The organism is Hymenobacter koreensis (genome assembly GCF_039541855.1).
Lineage (GTDB): Bacteria > Bacteroidota > Bacteroidia > Cytophagales > Hymenobacteraceae > Solirubrum > Solirubrum koreensis.
Map to the genome: position 1 here is coordinate 633,377 of NZ_BAABHA010000001.1, position 15,632 is coordinate 649,008.

Annotated in this window: 14 protein-coding genes; 8 read left to right on the plus strand and 6 right to left on the minus strand. The window is 59.0% G+C overall.

Annotation, left to right across the window (positions count from 1 at the left end; all coding sequences use genetic code 11):
- Window positions 1-72 precede the first annotated feature (72 nt).
- Together ABD903_RS02855 and ABD903_RS02860 are read right to left on the minus strand one after the other, a co-directional pair.
- Window positions 73-1,446 (minus strand): MBL fold metallo-hydrolase, encoded by a 1,374-nt coding sequence (locus tag ABD903_RS02855; RefSeq protein ID WP_345221199.1) that lies wholly within the window; start codon window positions 1,444-1,446, stop codon window positions 73-75.
- A 394-nt stretch (window positions 1,447-1,840) separates the two neighbouring features.
- A complete protein-coding gene (locus ABD903_RS02860; protein ID WP_345221200.1) occupies window positions 1,841-2,317 on the minus strand; it encodes a hypothetical protein in 477 nt (158 codons plus the stop codon).
- A 202-nt stretch (window positions 2,318-2,519) separates the two neighbouring features.
- On the opposite strand from ABD903_RS02860, the gene ABD903_RS02865 reads away from it, so the two are divergent.
- Window positions 2,520-4,103 (plus strand): amino acid permease, encoded by a 1,584-nt coding sequence (locus ABD903_RS02865; protein ID WP_345221202.1) that lies wholly within the window; start codon window positions 2,520-2,522, stop codon window positions 4,101-4,103.
- 139 nt (window positions 4,104-4,242) lie between these two features.
- Here ABD903_RS02865 and ABD903_RS02870 read toward each other — a convergent pair whose 3' ends face one another.
- Complete coding sequence (locus tag ABD903_RS02870) at window positions 4,243-4,452, minus strand: hypervirulence associated TUDOR domain-containing protein (protein ID WP_345221203.1); 210 nt, start codon at window positions 4,450-4,452, stop codon at window positions 4,243-4,245.
- A 371-nt stretch (window positions 4,453-4,823) separates the two neighbouring features.
- Here ABD903_RS02870 and ABD903_RS02875 point away from each other — a divergent pair, with 371 nt between their 5' ends.
- The 5 genes from ABD903_RS02875 to ABD903_RS02895 all read left to right on the plus strand — a co-directional run bounded on the left by ABD903_RS02875 (window position 4,824) and on the right by ABD903_RS02895 (window position 10,000).
- Complete coding sequence (locus tag ABD903_RS02875) at window positions 4,824-5,486, plus strand: response regulator (protein ID WP_345221205.1); 663 nt, start codon at window positions 4,824-4,826, stop codon at window positions 5,484-5,486.
- A 342-nt stretch (window positions 5,487-5,828) separates the two neighbouring features.
- On the plus strand, window positions 5,829-6,038 hold the full coding sequence (locus ABD903_RS02880; RefSeq protein WP_345221207.1) for a hypothetical protein: 210 nt from the start codon (window positions 5,829-5,831) through the stop codon (window positions 6,036-6,038).
- A 163-nt stretch (window positions 6,039-6,201) separates the two neighbouring features.
- Entirely contained in the window at window positions 6,202-8,244 is a 2,043-nt protein-coding gene (locus ABD903_RS02885) for an OmpA family protein (RefSeq protein ID WP_345221209.1), read from the plus strand.
- Between the two features lie 68 nt (window positions 8,245-8,312).
- Window positions 8,313-9,230, plus strand: a complete 918-nt coding sequence (locus ABD903_RS02890; protein ID WP_345221211.1) for a DUF6929 family protein — start codon at window positions 8,313-8,315, stop codon at window positions 9,228-9,230.
- Between the two features lie 263 nt (window positions 9,231-9,493).
- A complete protein-coding gene (locus tag ABD903_RS02895) occupies window positions 9,494-10,000 on the plus strand; it encodes a cupin domain-containing protein (protein ID WP_345221226.1) in 507 nt (168 codons plus the stop codon).
- 81 nt (window positions 10,001-10,081) lie between these two features.
- Here ABD903_RS02895 and ABD903_RS02900 read toward each other — a convergent pair whose 3' ends face one another.
- A complete protein-coding gene (locus ABD903_RS02900; protein WP_345221213.1) occupies window positions 10,082-11,830 on the minus strand; it encodes a hypothetical protein in 1,749 nt (582 codons plus the stop codon).
- A 391-nt stretch (window positions 11,831-12,221) separates the two neighbouring features.
- Between ABD903_RS02900 and ABD903_RS02905 the strand changes: the two genes are divergently transcribed.
- Window positions 12,222-13,064, plus strand: a complete 843-nt coding sequence (locus ABD903_RS02905; RefSeq protein WP_345221215.1) for an oxidoreductase — start codon at window positions 12,222-12,224, stop codon at window positions 13,062-13,064.
- A gap of 94 nt (window positions 13,065-13,158) precedes the next feature.
- On the opposite strand, the gene ABD903_RS02910 is transcribed toward ABD903_RS02905, so the two are convergent.
- Together ABD903_RS02910 and ABD903_RS02915 are read right to left on the minus strand one after the other, a co-directional pair.
- Complete coding sequence (locus ABD903_RS02910; RefSeq protein ID WP_345221217.1) at window positions 13,159-13,809, minus strand: beta/alpha barrel domain-containing protein; 651 nt, start codon at window positions 13,807-13,809, stop codon at window positions 13,159-13,161.
- 190 nt (window positions 13,810-13,999) lie between these two features.
- A complete protein-coding gene (locus ABD903_RS02915; protein ID WP_345221219.1) occupies window positions 14,000-15,325 on the minus strand; it encodes a carboxylesterase family protein in 1,326 nt (441 codons plus the stop codon).
- 151 nt (window positions 15,326-15,476) lie between these two features.
- On the opposite strand from ABD903_RS02915, the gene ABD903_RS02920 reads away from it, so the two are divergent.
- Window positions 15,477-15,632, plus strand: a 156-nt coding sequence (locus tag ABD903_RS02920) for a transposase (RefSeq protein WP_345221228.1), incomplete at its 3' end; no start/stop codon positions are given.

The following is a 15,632-nucleotide window of genomic DNA, read 5'->3' on the forward strand; positions in this document are numbered from 1 at the left end:
CTTTTATAAGCAAAAGCCCTCGACCATATTTGGCCGAGGGCTTTTGCTTATTAGACTTAACTACCGCAGTCGTTAATGCACCGCCTGCTTCTGAAATTCCATTACGGCTTCGCTGAGGTCGTACACGGTAGCGCCGGGCAAGGCCGCTTGCAGAATGCTGCTGCCAGCGGCCGAGCGGTAACCACCAGCGCAGTGCACCAGCACGGGCTTGTCGGTGGGTACTTCGTGGGCCCGCTCGCGCAGCTCGGGCAAAGGAATCAGCAGGGCGTTATCGAACAAGAGTTGCTTGGCCTCGGCGCGGTTGCGAATGTCCACGATGGTGAACTGCTCGGGACGCTGGCGAACCTGCTCCACATCGAAGGCGGGGCTGGTGGCGGGCAAGGCGTTGGGCGTTAGCAAGGCACCCTTGATGTTGGTTTCGTAGCCAATTTTAGCGGCCTTGCGAATAACGGTATCGAGGGCAATCTGCGAATCGGCCACGAGGTAAAACGGTTCCTGCGGACCTACTACCGAGCCCAGCCAGGTTTCGAATTTGCCGCCGTCCATGAGGTTAATGGCACCGGGCAGGTGGCCTTGGCGGAACTCGTCGGCGGGGCGGGTGTCGATGACCAGCGCGCCGGCTTCGGGCTCACCGCCCACCAGCAGGCGCGGTATGGCCCGAATGGAGTCTTCGAGGGCCGGGGCACCTTGCTTGTTCAGCTGCACATCGCGGCCGAAGTACTTGGGCACGAAGGGCTGGTCTTCGAGCAGCACGCGCACGAACTCCTCGCGCGACATGGGCTGAAGGGCGTAGTTGGTTTTCAGCTCCTTGGCAATGGTGCTGTCGAGGTCGGTAGACGTGGTTTTGCCGCACAACGAGCCGGGGCCGTGCGCTGGGTACACCTTGGTGGCGCCGGGCAACGGCATGAGCTTATTGCGGGTGCTGTCGTACATGAGGCCGGCCAGTTCCTCGCGCTTGTGGCCGCCCACGGCCTCGTCTTCGCGCAAATCGGGGCGGCCTACGTCGCCCACAAACAGGGTGTCGCCGGTGAAAATGGCGCGGGTATTGGCAAACTCGTCCAGCAGCAGAATGCAGATGGAGTCGGGCGAGTGGCCGGGGGTGTTAATGGCGTGCAGCTCGATGCTGCCGAGGCTAATGCGGTTGCCTTCGTCGAAGGGTTGGTGGGGGTAAAGGGCCCGTACCAACTTGCTCACGTAAATAGTTGCCCCGGTTTCCTGCGCTATTTCCAGGTGCGACGACACAAAGTCGGCGTGCGGGTGGGTTTCGATAACGGCCACGATACGCGCGTCTTGCTCGTCGGCGAAATCGTAGTAGGGCTGCGGGTCGCGGCCGGGGTCGATGACAACCATTTGCCGGTCACTCAGCACGGCGTAGCTGGCGTGGGCCAAGCCTTTGTCGTAAAACTGGTGTATTCGGTAAGGTTGTGAGGAAGGCAGGGGACTCATGAGGGTGTTATAAGGTGACAAATGCCGGCCCGGCCAATGCGCCGAAGCCGACCAGTGCTGAGCCGCTTGCATCAAGCACCGCGCCGTTTGAGGGTAAACTGACAGGGTGGCTGCCTGTGTACCGCTATAAAACCGACGTTGTCAAATATAACAATCCACTTAGGCTATGGGGCAGAAAACAGGTTAATTTTCAGCTACTAACCAAGTAAGTGCCTGTTGTATAGTATGTTGTTTTGCTCGGCCTGTGGAGCTGTATAAATAGAGAGGCCGGGCCGTAAAGTTGCCGGGTGATGTTCCAGGCAAAGGAGGGAAGCACGATGTGTGGCGGAGATTCAGCAAGCAAAAAGGGCCGCTTCCAAATGGGAAGCGGCCCCTTTGAAAGAAGCACATCAACTTAGCTGGCTTTGATCTTCGTTTTGCTTTTCATCGTCTTCTTTTCGGCCTTTACCTCGGCTTTGCGGTCTTCCATGCGGTCCATACGCTCGTCGCGCTGGGCGGCGTACTTGGTGTACTGCTCGGCCGTGAGGGCAGTTTTCAACTGCTCATCGGTGCGGGTCATAACGGCTTTCATTTGCTGCCCCATGGCCTGACGGTCGGTGGAGCCGGGCGTCATTTGGCCACGCAGGCTTTGCATTTCGGTTGCCTGGGCCAGGAAAATGGCGCGCACTTTGGGCTGCTGGTCGGCGCTGAGGCCCAGCTGCTTGGTGAGGCGCTGGGTTTGCATGTCGGCGCGCTGCTCGGGCGTGCGGTCGGCGTGTTTGCCTTGGCCGCCACGAGCTTCTTTGCGGGCATTGGGAGCAAGTTGGTCCTGGGCTTGGGCGGCGGTAAAGCTGAGGGCGGTTACCGTCAGCAACAAAAGCATCTTTTTCATGATAGTGGAGTCTGTGGGAGGATTTGCCAGCTTGGATGCACAAACTGCCCTCGGGTTTAAACCGGGTTGGTAGGAATGCGATAAAAGCCGGACAAATGGCAAAAAACCTGCCTCATGCCGGATTCTGCCTATATTCGGCCCCGGCGTACTGCGTCACTACCTCACCACACCATTCTCGCCTTTATTCTCTCACTTTTCCTCCATGGCAGACATTTTCGCCAAAAAACCGCTTGCCCAACTTCTGGGCGAAGCAAATTCCTCCGGCCACGGCACGCTTAAACGCACGCTGGGCGCCCTAAACCTCATGGCCCTGGGCATCGGCGCCATTATTGGGGCAGGCTTGTTCGTGCGCACGGCCGCAGCTGCCGCGCAAACCTCTGGCCCCGGTGTTACGCTGGCCTTCGTTGTGGCCGCTATTGGTTGTGCTTTTGCCGGCCTGTGCTACGCCGAGTTTGCCGCCATGATTCCCATTGCCGGCTCGGCCTACACCTACGCCTACACCACCATGGGCGAGTTTGTGGCCTGGGTTATCGGCTGGGCCCTGATTATGGAATACGCCCTGGGAGCGGCCACCGTGGCCATTGCCTGGAGCGAATACCTGAATAAGCTCTTAGAGGTCTTTGGTACCAGTATACCCTATAGTTTAAGTCACTCGCCCTTCGAAAGCTCGGTGGTAGATGGCGTAACGCAGACGGGTATTATTAACCTACCGGCCTTGCTGGTTATCGTAGCTTTGTCGCTGCTGCTGATCAAGGGCACGCAGGAATCGGCCATGTTTAACGCCATCATCGTGGTAGTGAAAGTGGCCATTGTGCTGATTTTCATTGCCGTGGGTTGGCAGTTCATCGATCCGGCTAACCACACGCCGTACCTGATTCCCGACAACGCCGAGCCCGTGAAGAATGCGGCCGGTACCGTAGTGCGGGAATACACCGGCTGGAACAAGCACGGCTGGGGCGGTATTTTGGGCGGCGCCGGTATCGTGTTCTTCGCCTTTATTGGTTTCGATGCCGTGAGCACCGCCGCGCAGGAAGCCAAGAACCCCAAGCGCGACATGCCCATCGGTATCCTCGGTTCGTTGGCCATCTGCACGGTTCTGTACATCCTCTTCGGTCACGTACTGACGGGCGTGGCCAACTGGCGCGAATTTGCCGACCCAGCTTTGGGTGGCGAGGCCTCGGTAACGTACGCTATTTCGGCACACATGCCCGGCTTTGAGTGGCTGGCAACGGCCGTAACGGTGGCTATTCTGGCAGGTTTCTCCTCGGTAATCCTGGTAATGCTTATGGGCCAGAGCCGCGTGTTCTTCTCGATGGCTAACGACGGCTTGATGCCGAAGGCCTTCTCGGAACTGCACCCCAAATTCCGCACGCCTTACAAATCGAACTTGGCACTGCTAGTATTCGTGGGCGCTTTTGCCGCTTTCGTACCGGGCTCTTTGGCCGGCGACTTAACCTCGTTTGGTACCCTGCTGGCGTTTGTGCTGGTATCGGCCGGTGTGTGGATCATGCGCCGCTCCGACCCCGGCCAGCACCGTCCGTTCCGGGCGCCGCTCTCGTCGCCTTCGTTCCCCTTCGTGCCGCTGATGGGCATGCTAGTGTGCACGGCCATGATTGTGGGCCTCGACGCCGACACCCTTAAACTGGCCGTGGGCTGGATGGTGATTGGCTTCATTGTGTACTTCATCTACGGCAAGCGCAACAGCAAGCTGCAGCAAGGCATCGTGGTTATTCCGGCCGAAATGGAGGAGCAAGCCTTCATCGAACCCGATAAGCACAACCTGTAAGCGTTACCGCTTCGCATATTGAAAACGCCCCGCTGGCCATGCCTGCGGGGCGTTTTTCGTTCGGCCGCCTTGAGTGTTGCGGGCGTGTATATGTTGCCGGATGCCAGAAACCCATAGTGGGTGCCCTGCATACTGCCTGTTAAGCGGCAGGTTTTACCTCGCTCTTCAGCTTGAGTACCCGGTCGCCGTTCTCCTGCACAATCACGAAGGCGGGGTTTTCAGGGGTGCCGTTACGGGTAATGGTAGCTCCTTTCAGCTGGCGCGAAACCGATTCTTTGTGCACTTCCGCAATTTTCCCGGTAGCCGTGCCGGTGCCGTATTTCCAAACAACGAGGGTGCCTTTGCGCATAAGAAACAACTGGAATAAGCGTGGAGCGGGCAGGAAAAGCACTGTTTCTACGGAAACGAAGCTCGTGGGGTAGCAAATGGCTCGTTTATAACGACCAAACCAGGCCTTAAGCAGCGGTTACGGATGGTAAATCCATACCTCGAAGCCCGTTCCGTTTCACTGCCTATTTCGGTATTTCAGCCAAGGAGTGCAGACTGCCAGATACTTGTGTTTCTTGTTTAAATAAAATTAAATAATGATAACACAATAGATTGCCTATTGAAATGCCGTATCTTACCTTTCGTTGCTAGCGGCACTCTTATCAGCCATTGCGTGGCTCAATCCTGCGAAAGGGGCGCTGCTAGTGTGTTGCATCGCCCCCGTTTGTCGCTATGAACCAAACAGCTATTCAGGTATTGCTCATCGACGACCACCCCATGGTAGTGGAGGGCATTAAGACCTTGCTTCGGCATGAGTCCGGGGTGCAAGTTGTAGGGCAGGCCAGCTCCGATGCCGACGCTTTGCGTTGCCTGCACGCATTACCTCACGTACAGGTTGTTTTGCTGGGCTTGAACCAGCCGGGGCCTGCGGGGCCGGAGCTTATCCGGTCGTTACGTGCCGTTGCTCCGCAAGCGCGGGTTCTGGCCCTCTCGGTTTTTCACGACCCCCGCTTTGTTACCGAAGTGCTGGAAGCCGGGGGAGCAGGTTATATACTGAAGAGCAGCAGCCGGGAAGAGTTGATCGACGCCATTCGAAGTGTAGCAGATGGGCGAACGTACTTCAGCCCCGAAATAGGTGCGACGCTGCTGCAAAATCTGCATTTCCCCGCTGCAAACGCCGACGTACGCGAGGTGCGGCCCGTGGAGCTGACTACCCGGGAAAAGCAGATCCTTCAGCTTATTGCCCAGGAGTATTCCAACTCACTTATTGCCGAAACCCTGTTCATCAGCGAGCGAACAGTAGAAACCCACCGGAAGAACATCCTTACCAAAACCAACTCCAAATCAGTAGTCGGGCTGATCCAGTACGCCTTCCGAAACAAGCTCATCCGGTAGCAGCGAACGTTAAAACCCTGGAGAGCCACCCAGCAAATAGTGGGTGGCTTTTTTTCTTTTATGGCTTCGGGATTAGCTGTGGTTTGAAAAGTGCTCAAGCGAAGAGCCAGACCACACAAATGGAAGCCAGTAGGTGCTGGCTCTGATAACTTAATCCGTGCTGGTACGGAGGGAAAAATTACGGGACGCTACGGATATCATATCTGTAAATTATTCCTTTATCTTAGCATCGTTCAAGAAAATAATATTAAGTTTACATAGTTGCTTTTAGCCCGGCCGGCCAAAAACACCGCTTGCGCATACCTAACCTCTTTTCCACCAACCACTTCAGTGAAAACAGCTATGGCTTCTAAGATCCTCTCCTTCATTTGCCATGTGCCCGGTGTTATTCCCGGTGCCTATCCCTCCGTGCCAACCGCCAACACCAGCAGCACGGCGCCCCGCTCCAGCCACGTTGACCGACACGCCGACATGCACGGCAATGGTCACTTTACGGCTATTTATGAAAACGAGAAATTCGTTCGGTTTAAGTACATCGCGAATCCTGCCTAAGTTAGAATCAGCTACCTATCCATTACGGGGCCGCCCATTGGGCTGCCTTACCCCGACATCAAAGCGCCGCTCTCCAGCTTATTGGGGAAGCGGCGCTTTTGCTTCGGGGTTCCAGCACCGGACTTTCGGCTAACTTGCGCCCCAGACTATTCGCGCCGTGTGCATGGTGTTTCGTTTCGATTGGCGTTGGGCCTGTTTGGTAGTAATGGCAATGCTGGCCCCCGTGGCCACAGGGTGGGCGCAGCAATTGCCCACCATACAGGAAGGGGTGTGGCACGGAGTGGTGGCCCGCAGTAGCGGGCGGGCACTCGATATATTAGGTGCTTCCGCCGAAAACGGCGCCCCAGCCGTGCAATGGGAATTTACCCAGGCCCATAGTCAGCAATGGCGCTTTGTGCGCGTAACGGCTGGCGGCGAGTGGTTCCGCATTGAAGTACGCCACAACGGCAAGTGCCTAACGGTGGAGAAACCCACCGAAAATGCGCCGGTGGTACAGCGCCCGTTCAGCGGGGGCGTGTACCAGCAGTGGAAGCTGGTACCGGCGGGGCCCGCCGGCAGCATGCAGCTGGTAAACAAAGGCAATGAATTTTGCCTGGCTGCCTCCGCCGCCGACAAGAACAACGGCGTAACCATAGTGGCCCAACGCTACCAGGGCCGGGCCACGCAGCAGTGGCGGGTGTTCCCGTTGCAGTTGCGCCTCGTCGATAACCCGCAGGCCTACGGCAAGCCCGCGCCGCTGAACGCGGCCGTAAACACCCCCGCCAACGAACTGCACCCAGTGCTTACCGCCGATGGCAAAACGATGTATTTTGTACGGACGCGTTTTGCCGGCAACCTGGAAGGCGCGACCGAGTCGGGCGATATTTGGGTGAGCCAAACGGCCGACAACGGCCAGACCTGGAGCACCGCCACCCGCCTCGACGCCCTGAACACGCCCCAGCACAACGGCGTACAGGCCGTTATAGGTGACGACGCCCTGCTGATTCGCGGCCAGTACCAACCGCGCGACGGCGGCTCACGTGACGAAGGTGTATCCCGGGCGGTGCGCACGGCCAAGGGTTGGAGCAAGCCCGAGCCCTTAGTTATTACCAATTACTACTCCACCGGCACCAGCACCACCTTTTACGCTACCCCCGATCAAAAAGCCTTGCTTCTGAGTCTGGAGCGTGCCGACGGGCTCGGCGGCAACGATTTGTACGTGAGCCTGCCCGCTGGTAACGGTGGTTGGGGCGAACCGCGCAACCTGGGAACAACGGTAAACTCGCCCGGCTTTGAGTTTGCACCCTGGCTAACCCCCGACGGCAAAACTCTCTACTTTGCCTCTTATGGACACGCCGGTTACGGTGGTGCCGATGTTTTCGTGAGCCAGCGCCTCGACGACTCCTGGGCCAAATGGAGCGAGCCGCGCAACTTGGGTCCCCAAATCAACGGTGCTGGCTTCGATGCATACCTGCAGCTTAGCCCCGATGGCAAGCAGGCATACTTTGCCACGTCGCGCACCCTGAACGGCCCGGCCGACATCGTGCGCACACCTACTGATGTGGTAGCCCCGCCCGACACCGCGGCTCCTGCAACGCCGGCGCCCATTACTGCTGCTTCCCCCCGCGGTTTTGTACAAGGCCGGGTGCTGGACGCCCGCACCCGCAAACCGGTGGCGGCCGAAGTAAAAGCCCAGCGCTTGGGCGGCGACATTGTTTTTAACGCCACCGGTCGTACCGAAGCTTCCGGCGGGTCGTTCCAGTTTTCCCTGGTTCCGGGCCGCTACCGGGTAGCCGCTACCGCCGGCGGTTTTCTCACCGCTACCGACACTATTACGGTAACCGACCGGCTGACTTTCGATTTGCTGGTGACACCCGCGGCCGTAGGGGCGCGTTTGGAGTTGCCCACGCTCATTTTTGCCCAGGGGAAGTCGAATCTGCTGCCGGCTTCTTACGCCGAGCTGAACCGCTTGGCCCGCACGCTCACCGATAACCCCACGGTGCGTATTCGGCTGGAAGGACACACCGACAACGTGGGACCCGCCGACAAAAACCAGCAGCTTTCTGAAGAGCGCGTAGCTGAGGTACGCCGCTACTTGGTAACCCGCGGCGTGGCCGAAGAGCGTATTGCCACCGTTGGCTACGGGGGCTCGAAACCGCGCGTGAGCAACGACCGGGAGGAAACCCGTAAGCTAAACCGCCGGGTAGAATTCACCATTACCAAGTAAATGAAGCTGTAGTTGCGTAGCTACAGGCCGCGTTGTAAGTTGGGCACCTAACCAGCCATTTCGGGCCCATGACCGCTACCATTCTGCGCCAAATCGTGTTGCCCGATCTACCCTCGGCCTCTGGAATCGAGGTGTTGGGTGAGGTGGCCTACGTTATCGGCGACGACTCGCCGCTGCTATATTGCCTGGACGCCGCAACCCTAAAGCCAAACGCGCCCATTAGGCTGTTCGAAACCGCGCATTTCGGCACCGGGCGCATTCCCAAAAACCTGAAGCCCGATCTGGAATGCCTCACCGCTGCTTCCGATGCCGGCCAAAACGGACTGCTCATTATGGGTTCGGGTGCCACGGCTGCCCGGGAAATAGGGTTTTGGGTTGATTTGCCCAAACACCATGGTGCCGAAGCGGAAGTACATCCGCTGTCCTTGTCGGTGCTGTATGCCGCGTTTCGTAAAGCTTTGCCTGGCGCTTTGGTGCTGAACCTGGAATCGGCGGCGGCCACCGCCACGGAGTTGTTTTTGTTGCAGCGCAGCGTGGGTACAGCAGCTGGCAACCTGCTTTTTCGCGGCTCCCTCGCCGGTACCCTAAACCTGCTCCGGCACCGTTCGCACGTAGTGCCCGCGTTTCGGCCGCAGCTTTACCAACTGCCCAGCATCGAGGGCAAGCCCGCTGGTTTTTCGGGCGCTTCGGTTTACAAAAACAAGTTGTTCGTCACGGCTTCGGTAGAGGATACCGTGGATGCTGTGGCCGACGGAGCCGTGCTGGGGAGCTTTGTGGGCATCATTGACCCCCAGGATACCAGCACGAAAGCCCTGCCGGTTCAAATGGCGCAGCTGCAACTGCCCAACGGTCAGCCTTACCGCGGCAAGGTAGAAGGCGTAGCAGTTCGCCGCGAAGTAAGCCCCCACCACTACGAGCTTCTGCTGGTAACCGACGACGATGCGGGCGGATCGACGGCCGTGGTGGTAGAGCTTTCTATGCCCTGAGCATCAGGAGCCGGATTACGCCGGTGCCGGCCTGGTGTTTATGCCTGACGTGAGGGAAATTCAACCAACACGGATAGCGCATACTTACGCGTCATGTCGTGCAGAAGGGGTTAATGCCGCGCCGTGTCTTTAGCACCGAAGTCAACGAAAGCTGTGCCTTCCCGCGTCAGGTAAGCCCAATTTGGCGGCGGCAAATAGTAGCAGCGCTGTTGTCTTTGTGGGTTTCGCTTCTCATTTTTACTATCTACCACTTACATATTGTGATGCCCCATACCGCCACCGATAAAGAAATCCTGTTCGACGAAACGGCGCAGGCACTTCAACAGCAGGGGTTTACTATTGCTAGCCAGGATCAACTGCGGCCGTGGGGCGGCTTCTTTGTGATTCAGGAAGACCAGGCCCAACAGTTCGCCGACACCTACTTCGATGGGCTGTCGGTGGAGCAATTGCGCATTTCGGGCAAGCTGAGCCCGAAATTGTTGCTCGTGGCCCCGCACCAGCGCCTTTCGTGGCAGTACCACCACCGCCGCGCCGAAATCTGGCGCGTGGTGCAGGGGCCGGTGGCTATTGTCACCAGCCCCACCGACGCAGAGGGGGAACCGAAAATTTACGGCCCTGGTCAGCAGGTTACCATGCAGCAAGGCGAGCGGCACCGCCTCATTGGCCTCGACGACTGGGGCGTGGTGGCCGAAATCTGGCAGCATACCGAGGCCAATAACCCTTCCAACGAAGAGGATATTGTGCGAATACAGGACGATTTCGGCCGTTAAAAACAGCCCAAGAGTCAGTAAAAAGCCACGGGCGCGCAACAGCTGTTGCGCGCCCGTGGCTTTTTACTGATTAATGTAAGCTTACCGCTGTAATGCCGCTGGCAATGCGGCCAGCACCTGGCGCAAGCCTAGTTCGGCATCGGCGCCAAGGTGCAGCCGCAGCGTGCGGCGGTTGTAGTCGTGCAGGGCCTGCAGGTCGCCGGCCGCCTGGGCGTTCTTGAACGTGCCGAAGCTGTAGGAGCGGCCGGGCAGCTGAATGTCCTGCGGGTGGTCGACGGTGAGTTGTACGAACAAACCTGTATCGGGGCCGCCTTTGTGGTACTGGCCGGTGGAGTGCAGGAAGCGTGGTCCGTAGCCCGAGGTAGTGGCCAGGTGCAACTGCTCCTGTACCTGGCGACGCAGTTCCTGCAGGCTGTCGTTTACAGCAGGAGTTTCGGTGAGGTAGGCCTGGATGTTCAGGAAGTTGCCGGGCTGGGCCTGCGCGAAAAAGGCCCGCAGTACGTCAGTAGCGTCGTTTCCGCTCACGGCGGTATAGTATGCCACGCCATTCTCAGTAACCTTGGGCGCTTCGCCCTGGGGCAACTGGCCCTGCTCCTGCACCACTTTCATGAGGCTGTCGGTGGCGGTTTTGGCGGCCTGCACGTTGGGCTGGTCGAAGGGGTTAATGCCGAACACGGCGCTGGCCACGGCCGTGGCTACTTCCCAACGGAAAAACTCCTGACCCAGGTCCAGCGGGTCGTTCATCAGGATTTGAATAACCGGATGGCCGGCCTGTTGCAGCGCAGCCACTTTGGCACGGTTGGCTTCGTCGGGCTGGCCTTGGTAACCTACGTACACGAACACGCGGTCCTGGCCGTACACGGCCGGCTCGCGCACTGGTTCGCCGGCCACGGGTAAAATGCCTTTGCCTTCCTTGCCGGTGCTTTCGGCAATGAGCTGCTCCAGCCACAAGCCTAAGTCATTAAGCGACCCGGGCACCACCAGCGTGAGCTTGTCGCGGCCGGCTTCGGCCAGCACGCCCAGCGCCACGCCTAGCTCCAGGCCTGGGTTTTGCTCCACGGCGCCGTAGGCCCCGCAGGCGCGCATCATGCCAATGGCCCGCGTTAGCATCTCCTCAATAGAAATGCCATAGAGTGCGGCTGGCACCAGCCCGAAGTAGGAGAGGGCCGAGAAGCGGCCGCCTACCTCGGCGAAGTTCAGGAAAATGCGGCGGTAGCCCTGGGCCTGCGCTGCGGCCACGAACGCCGAGCCGGGGTCGGTTATGGCCACAAAATTCTCGCCGGCTTTGTCGCCCTTCAGCTCCCGCAGGCGGTGGTAGAAATAGTCGCCGAAAGCCAGCGGCTCGGCCGTGGTGCCCGATTTACTGGCCACAATGAAGAGCGTATCGGCCAGCGGCACTGCTTCCTCAATTTGGCGCACGGTGCCAGGGTCGGTGGTGTCGAGCACCGACATGGGCAGACCGTCGGCGCTGCGCTCAAAGGATTCTTTGAACACAATGGGGGCCATGGTGCTGCCGCCCATACCCATTACCACCACGTGCTTGAAGCCAGCTGCTTTCACTTCCTGCACAAACTGCTCTATTTCGGGTACGGCCTGCTGCATGGTTTCGGCCACGCGTAGCCACCCCATAAAGCTGCGCACGCTCTGCTGCGCTTTTTCGTCCTGCACCCACAGCGAGGCATCTTTTTGCCAGAAACTTTCGGTGAAATTCCGGGTGTTAAATTCCTGAATTTTAGCGTCGATGGCCGCCTGGTATTGGCCTGCCTGTAGCGTCATTTTCGGGATGAGCGCGGTTGGCTTGGACTGAGAAGAGTCAGAGAATGAATTCATAGTAATGCCAAAAAGTCTTGGAAGTAGGGGCCCATACGGGCCGCCGGGGCCGTTGTTTGGGGCGGTAAGTTAAGACCGTGTCGGAAAGACCTCGCAGCCGTGGAGGCGCAAAGCAACGTTTTTCGCGCGGAAAATGACCGGTCTGGCGTGGAAACGATGCCGGAGGCCTGGCGCAGGGCAGCTAAAGCCAGACCAAGTTCGAGCCGGGTTTGCGGTTCTTGTCAAGGGCACGATCTAGGTTATCGAATTGGATAGGCAAAGCTTTCTACTGTGTAGGAGGCTGATCGTTAATGCTGTGGCCGAAGTAGGTAAACCCTTCGTGGCTGTTGGGAGTTTAGAATTCTTGCGGCGGCCTAGGGTGGCCGCTGCCCACATCTTTGCTTCCTTCCGCATGTCCACTACTCCTAAAACCTGGTTTATTACCGGCGTTAGCACCGGTTTTGGTGCTTCTTTGGCCGAACTGCTGCTCGAACGCGGCGACACCGTGGCCGCTACCTTCCGCCAGCAGCCGCAAGCCGATGATTTCACCCGCAAAGCCGGTGGTCAGGGTCGCGGCTTTGTGTGCGATGTTACCAACGAAGCCCAGGTAAAACAAGCTATTGCCGATGCCATCGGGGCGTTTGGCCACCTCGATGTGGTGGTGAACAACGCGGGCTATGGCTCCTTGGGCAGCATCGAGGAAATCGATGCGGCGGAGGTGCAGCGTCAGTTCGACGTAAATGTGTTTGGGCCCTTGCACGTGCTGCGGGCCGTTTTGCCCCACTTGCGGGAGCGGCGCAGCGGCCACATCATCAACATCACCAGCATTGGGGGGCTAAAGACGTTTCCGGGCGTGGGCGTGTACAACGCCAGCAAGTTTGCCCTCGAAGCCATTGGCGAGAGTCTGGCGCAGCAAGTGGGGCCGTTGGGTATTAAAGTGACCAACATCGAGCCGAGCGGCTTCCGCACCGACTGGGCTGGACGCTCGGCCAGCTTCGTTGACACCCACATCGACGACTACAAAGCCACCGTGGGCGAAAACCTAAAGGGTATCCAGAGCTATAGTGGCCGCCAGCCCGGCGACCCACGCCGCGCCGCCGAAATCATGTACGACCTCGTGCGCCAAGAAAACCCACCCTTGCACTTGCCGCTGGGTAAAGCCGCCGTGAAGGGTGCCCGCGAAAAGTTTACCGCGCTGGTAACGGAACTGGAAGGCGTAGCCGAAACCGGAAATTCAGCTGATTTTCCTGCCTAATTACGTTGCCCGAGTCTCACAAAACAAAGGCGTTCGGCCCAATGCTCTACCGAGGATTGCACTGGGCCGAACGCCTTTAAGTTACCCGATGGGTTTATGACTGGGGCTGCATAACAGCCAGCAACTTCGTCACTTGGGCGGTTAGGGCAGCGGGGTCATCGGTTTGTAGCAGGCGAGAGTCAATACCTACGCAGCTGGCCCCGGCCTGCATCCATTGGGCTACACTCTCGGGAGTGGGCTGAATGCCGCCGGTGGCCATAAACCGCACCTGCGGTAACGGCCCGCGAATGGCCTGGAGGTAGTCGGGCCCCATAACGCTGGCCGGAAAGAGCTTAGCGAAGGCTGCCCCGAGTTGGGTAGCCGCGTATACTTCGTTGGGGGTAAGTACGCCGGGCAACCAAGCTAAGTCGTGGCGCTGGCATACCCGGGCCACATCGGCGCTTATTACGGGCTGCACAATGTAATCGGCGCCGGCGGCTATAAACCGCTCGGCTTCTTCCACCGTGTAAATGGTGCCGGCACCCAACATAAGATCTGGGTACTCCGCTTCCACAAATTGCTGTAAATCGGCAAAAATTTCGAAGGCGTTTGGCCCGCGGTTGGTAAACTCGAACAGGCGCACGCCACCTTCGTAACAGGCCTGCAGCACCCGCCGGGCATACGGTTCTTCGGCGTGGTAAAAAACGGGAATCAGCGGACTGCGCAGGCCTTGAGCCACGGCATCGGCGCGGGTAAAACGAGCCATAGAAGAAAGGAAATTAACGAGCAAAACCAGCGCCCTGGACGAGCGGGGCTAGGGATTGATACGGCAGTTAGGGTGAAGAGTCCACTGTTGCTCATGAGCTGTTCGGTTATCACCCGCCAGCGAAGTTTCAGGTGAGCTGTCGAAATGAGGTCAACTGATTGCAAGGACCTGTTAGCCCTAGTGAGTTGGGCTATACTCGGTGCAGCTGTAGCACCCCTGGTACTTCCGCGGAAGTGGGCAGCTCGCCGGTGCGGGCAAATTCTGCCCACAGCTGCCGTACTTCCCGGCCGGCTTGGTGGACTTCGGCCCAGCTTGCGTCGCCAAGCAGGGGCACTGCCGACCACGTTTTCTGCGTCCCAAACAGCAATGGCAAGTCAATGGTATGGGCTGCCCCAAATGCACTGCCGCGGGGGCGGTACGTCACTGTAAAGAGATAAGCGCGTCCGCCGGCCCGCGCATGCCGGCGGGCAAAAGCGGCTGCCGGATCCACGTAGATGCGCCGCGAACCAGCCGCCACCAGCTTGCGGGTTAACGAGGGCCCGAGCAACGGCAGGCGCTCAAGCCAACGGAACTTCGGGTCGATGACGGCAAAAAAGCGCAACTCTTCGGCCGTGGCGCCAATAAGCACGTCTATGGCTGGAGCCGCAGCGCGCCAGGCTTGGGCAATAGCCTTTTCCGGAGGTAATGGGTAAGCGCCGTATTGCGTGCCAAAGGGCATACCAGCCTTCAGGCCCGACCAGCGGGCCGCCCGCCAAGCCGTTGCTTCGTAGCCCAGCACGTCCTCGTGACTAGCGTCGGCAGGAATGGAATTCACGGCTGCCGCCATGGCCCGCGTCATGCGGGCGCGGTTGGGAGCCAGGCCAAGCGGGGCGCTGTGCAGAATAAGCCGCCGAAACAGGCCCGCAGCGTCTTCGGCTACCAGCAGGTGCGCGGCAGCGTCGCCACCGGAAGAGTGCCCCAGCAAGGTTACGCAAGCCGGGTTTCCGCCGAAAGCAGTTATGTTGCGTTGCACCCAGCGCAAGGCCCCCATCAGATCAAGCAAGCCTAGGTTCGGCGGGGTATCTGAGCGGCCCAGGAAGCCAAACAAGCCTAGGCGGTAGGTAACGGCTACCACTACTACCCGTTGTTCTGTCACAAACGTCGTAGGGTCATAAAAGGCCAAGTCGCCAGCGCCACTCACGTAAGAGCCACCGTGTACCCACACGATAACAGGCAAATTATCCTGCGACTGGGCGTCGGCCGGCGTCGTAACGGTCAGTCGCAGGCAGTCCTCGTCGTAGGTCCGGCCGGCCAATGCCGGGCCAAGGGCTTGACTCAGCAGCGAATCGACCACCTGCGGGCACACTGGACCGGGCGCAGTAGCCTGCAAAGGCACCTCGGAAGCCGGTTCATCCACCGGAGGCTGAAAGCGGGCGGCACGTGCATACCGTATGCCGCTGGCACGTACCACAGCCCCGTCGCGCTGACCGATAATAGTGCCTGCGGGCGTGTGAAAGTGAGGAGAAGCCGTAGGCATGCCAAAAAAGAACAACGTAAGCTGAGCCCGCGCCAGCCCAGCGGGGTTCAAAAGTGGCTTAAACGTGTAGTCCTGTTGTGTCGTTGAGCAAAAAGAGTCTTGCCTTTATGGTTTATACTAGGGTGTGTGGACAATCGGCGACCTTTAGGTCGTGCGACGTTATGAACTCAAAGATGCGGATTGGGCACGCTTAGTGCCGTTGTTGCCGGGTAAAGTCGGGGACGCGGGCCGCCCGGCTGCTGACAACCGGCTGTTTGTCAATGCCGTGCTGTGGATTGCGCGCAGCGGTGCGCCCTGGCGCGATTTG

Excerpts from the sequence above, each read along its gene's own strand:
- ABD903_RS02865 (WP_345221202.1), top strand. The coding sequence starts at position 2,520 with ATGGCAGACATTTTCGCCAAAAAACCGCTTGCCCAACTTCTGGGCGAA.
- ABD903_RS02910 (WP_345221217.1), bottom strand. The coding sequence starts at position 13,809 with ATGGCTCGTTTTACCCGCGCCGATGCCGTGGCTCAAGGCCTGCGCAGT.
- ABD903_RS02915 (WP_345221219.1), bottom strand. The coding sequence starts at position 15,325 with ATGCCTACGGCTTCTCCTCACTTTCACACGCCCGCAGGCACTATTATC.
- ABD903_RS02855 (WP_345221199.1), bottom strand. The coding sequence starts at position 1,446 with ATGAGTCCCCTGCCTTCCTCACAACCTTACCGAATACACCAGTTTTAC.
- ABD903_RS02900 (WP_345221213.1), bottom strand. The coding sequence starts at position 11,830 with ATGAATTCATTCTCTGACTCTTCTCAGTCCAAGCCAACCGCGCTCATC.
- ABD903_RS02905 (WP_345221215.1), top strand. The coding sequence starts at position 12,222 with ATGTCCACTACTCCTAAAACCTGGTTTATTACCGGCGTTAGCACCGGT.
- ABD903_RS02880 (WP_345221207.1), top strand. The coding sequence starts at position 5,829 with ATGGCTTCTAAGATCCTCTCCTTCATTTGCCATGTGCCCGGTGTTATT.
- ABD903_RS02895 (WP_345221226.1), top strand. The coding sequence starts at position 9,494 with ATGCCCCATACCGCCACCGATAAAGAAATCCTGTTCGACGAAACGGCG.
- ABD903_RS02860 (WP_345221200.1), bottom strand. The coding sequence starts at position 2,317 with ATGAAAAAGATGCTTTTGTTGCTGACGGTAACCGCCCTCAGCTTTACC.
- ABD903_RS02870 (WP_345221203.1), bottom strand. The coding sequence starts at position 4,452 with ATGCGCAAAGGCACCCTCGTTGTTTGGAAATACGGCACCGGCACGGCT.
- ABD903_RS02885 (WP_345221209.1), top strand. The coding sequence starts at position 6,202 with ATGGTGTTTCGTTTCGATTGGCGTTGGGCCTGTTTGGTAGTAATGGCA.
- ABD903_RS02890 (WP_345221211.1), top strand. The coding sequence starts at position 8,313 with ATGACCGCTACCATTCTGCGCCAAATCGTGTTGCCCGATCTACCCTCG.
- ABD903_RS02875 (WP_345221205.1), top strand. The coding sequence starts at position 4,824 with ATGAACCAAACAGCTATTCAGGTATTGCTCATCGACGACCACCCCATG.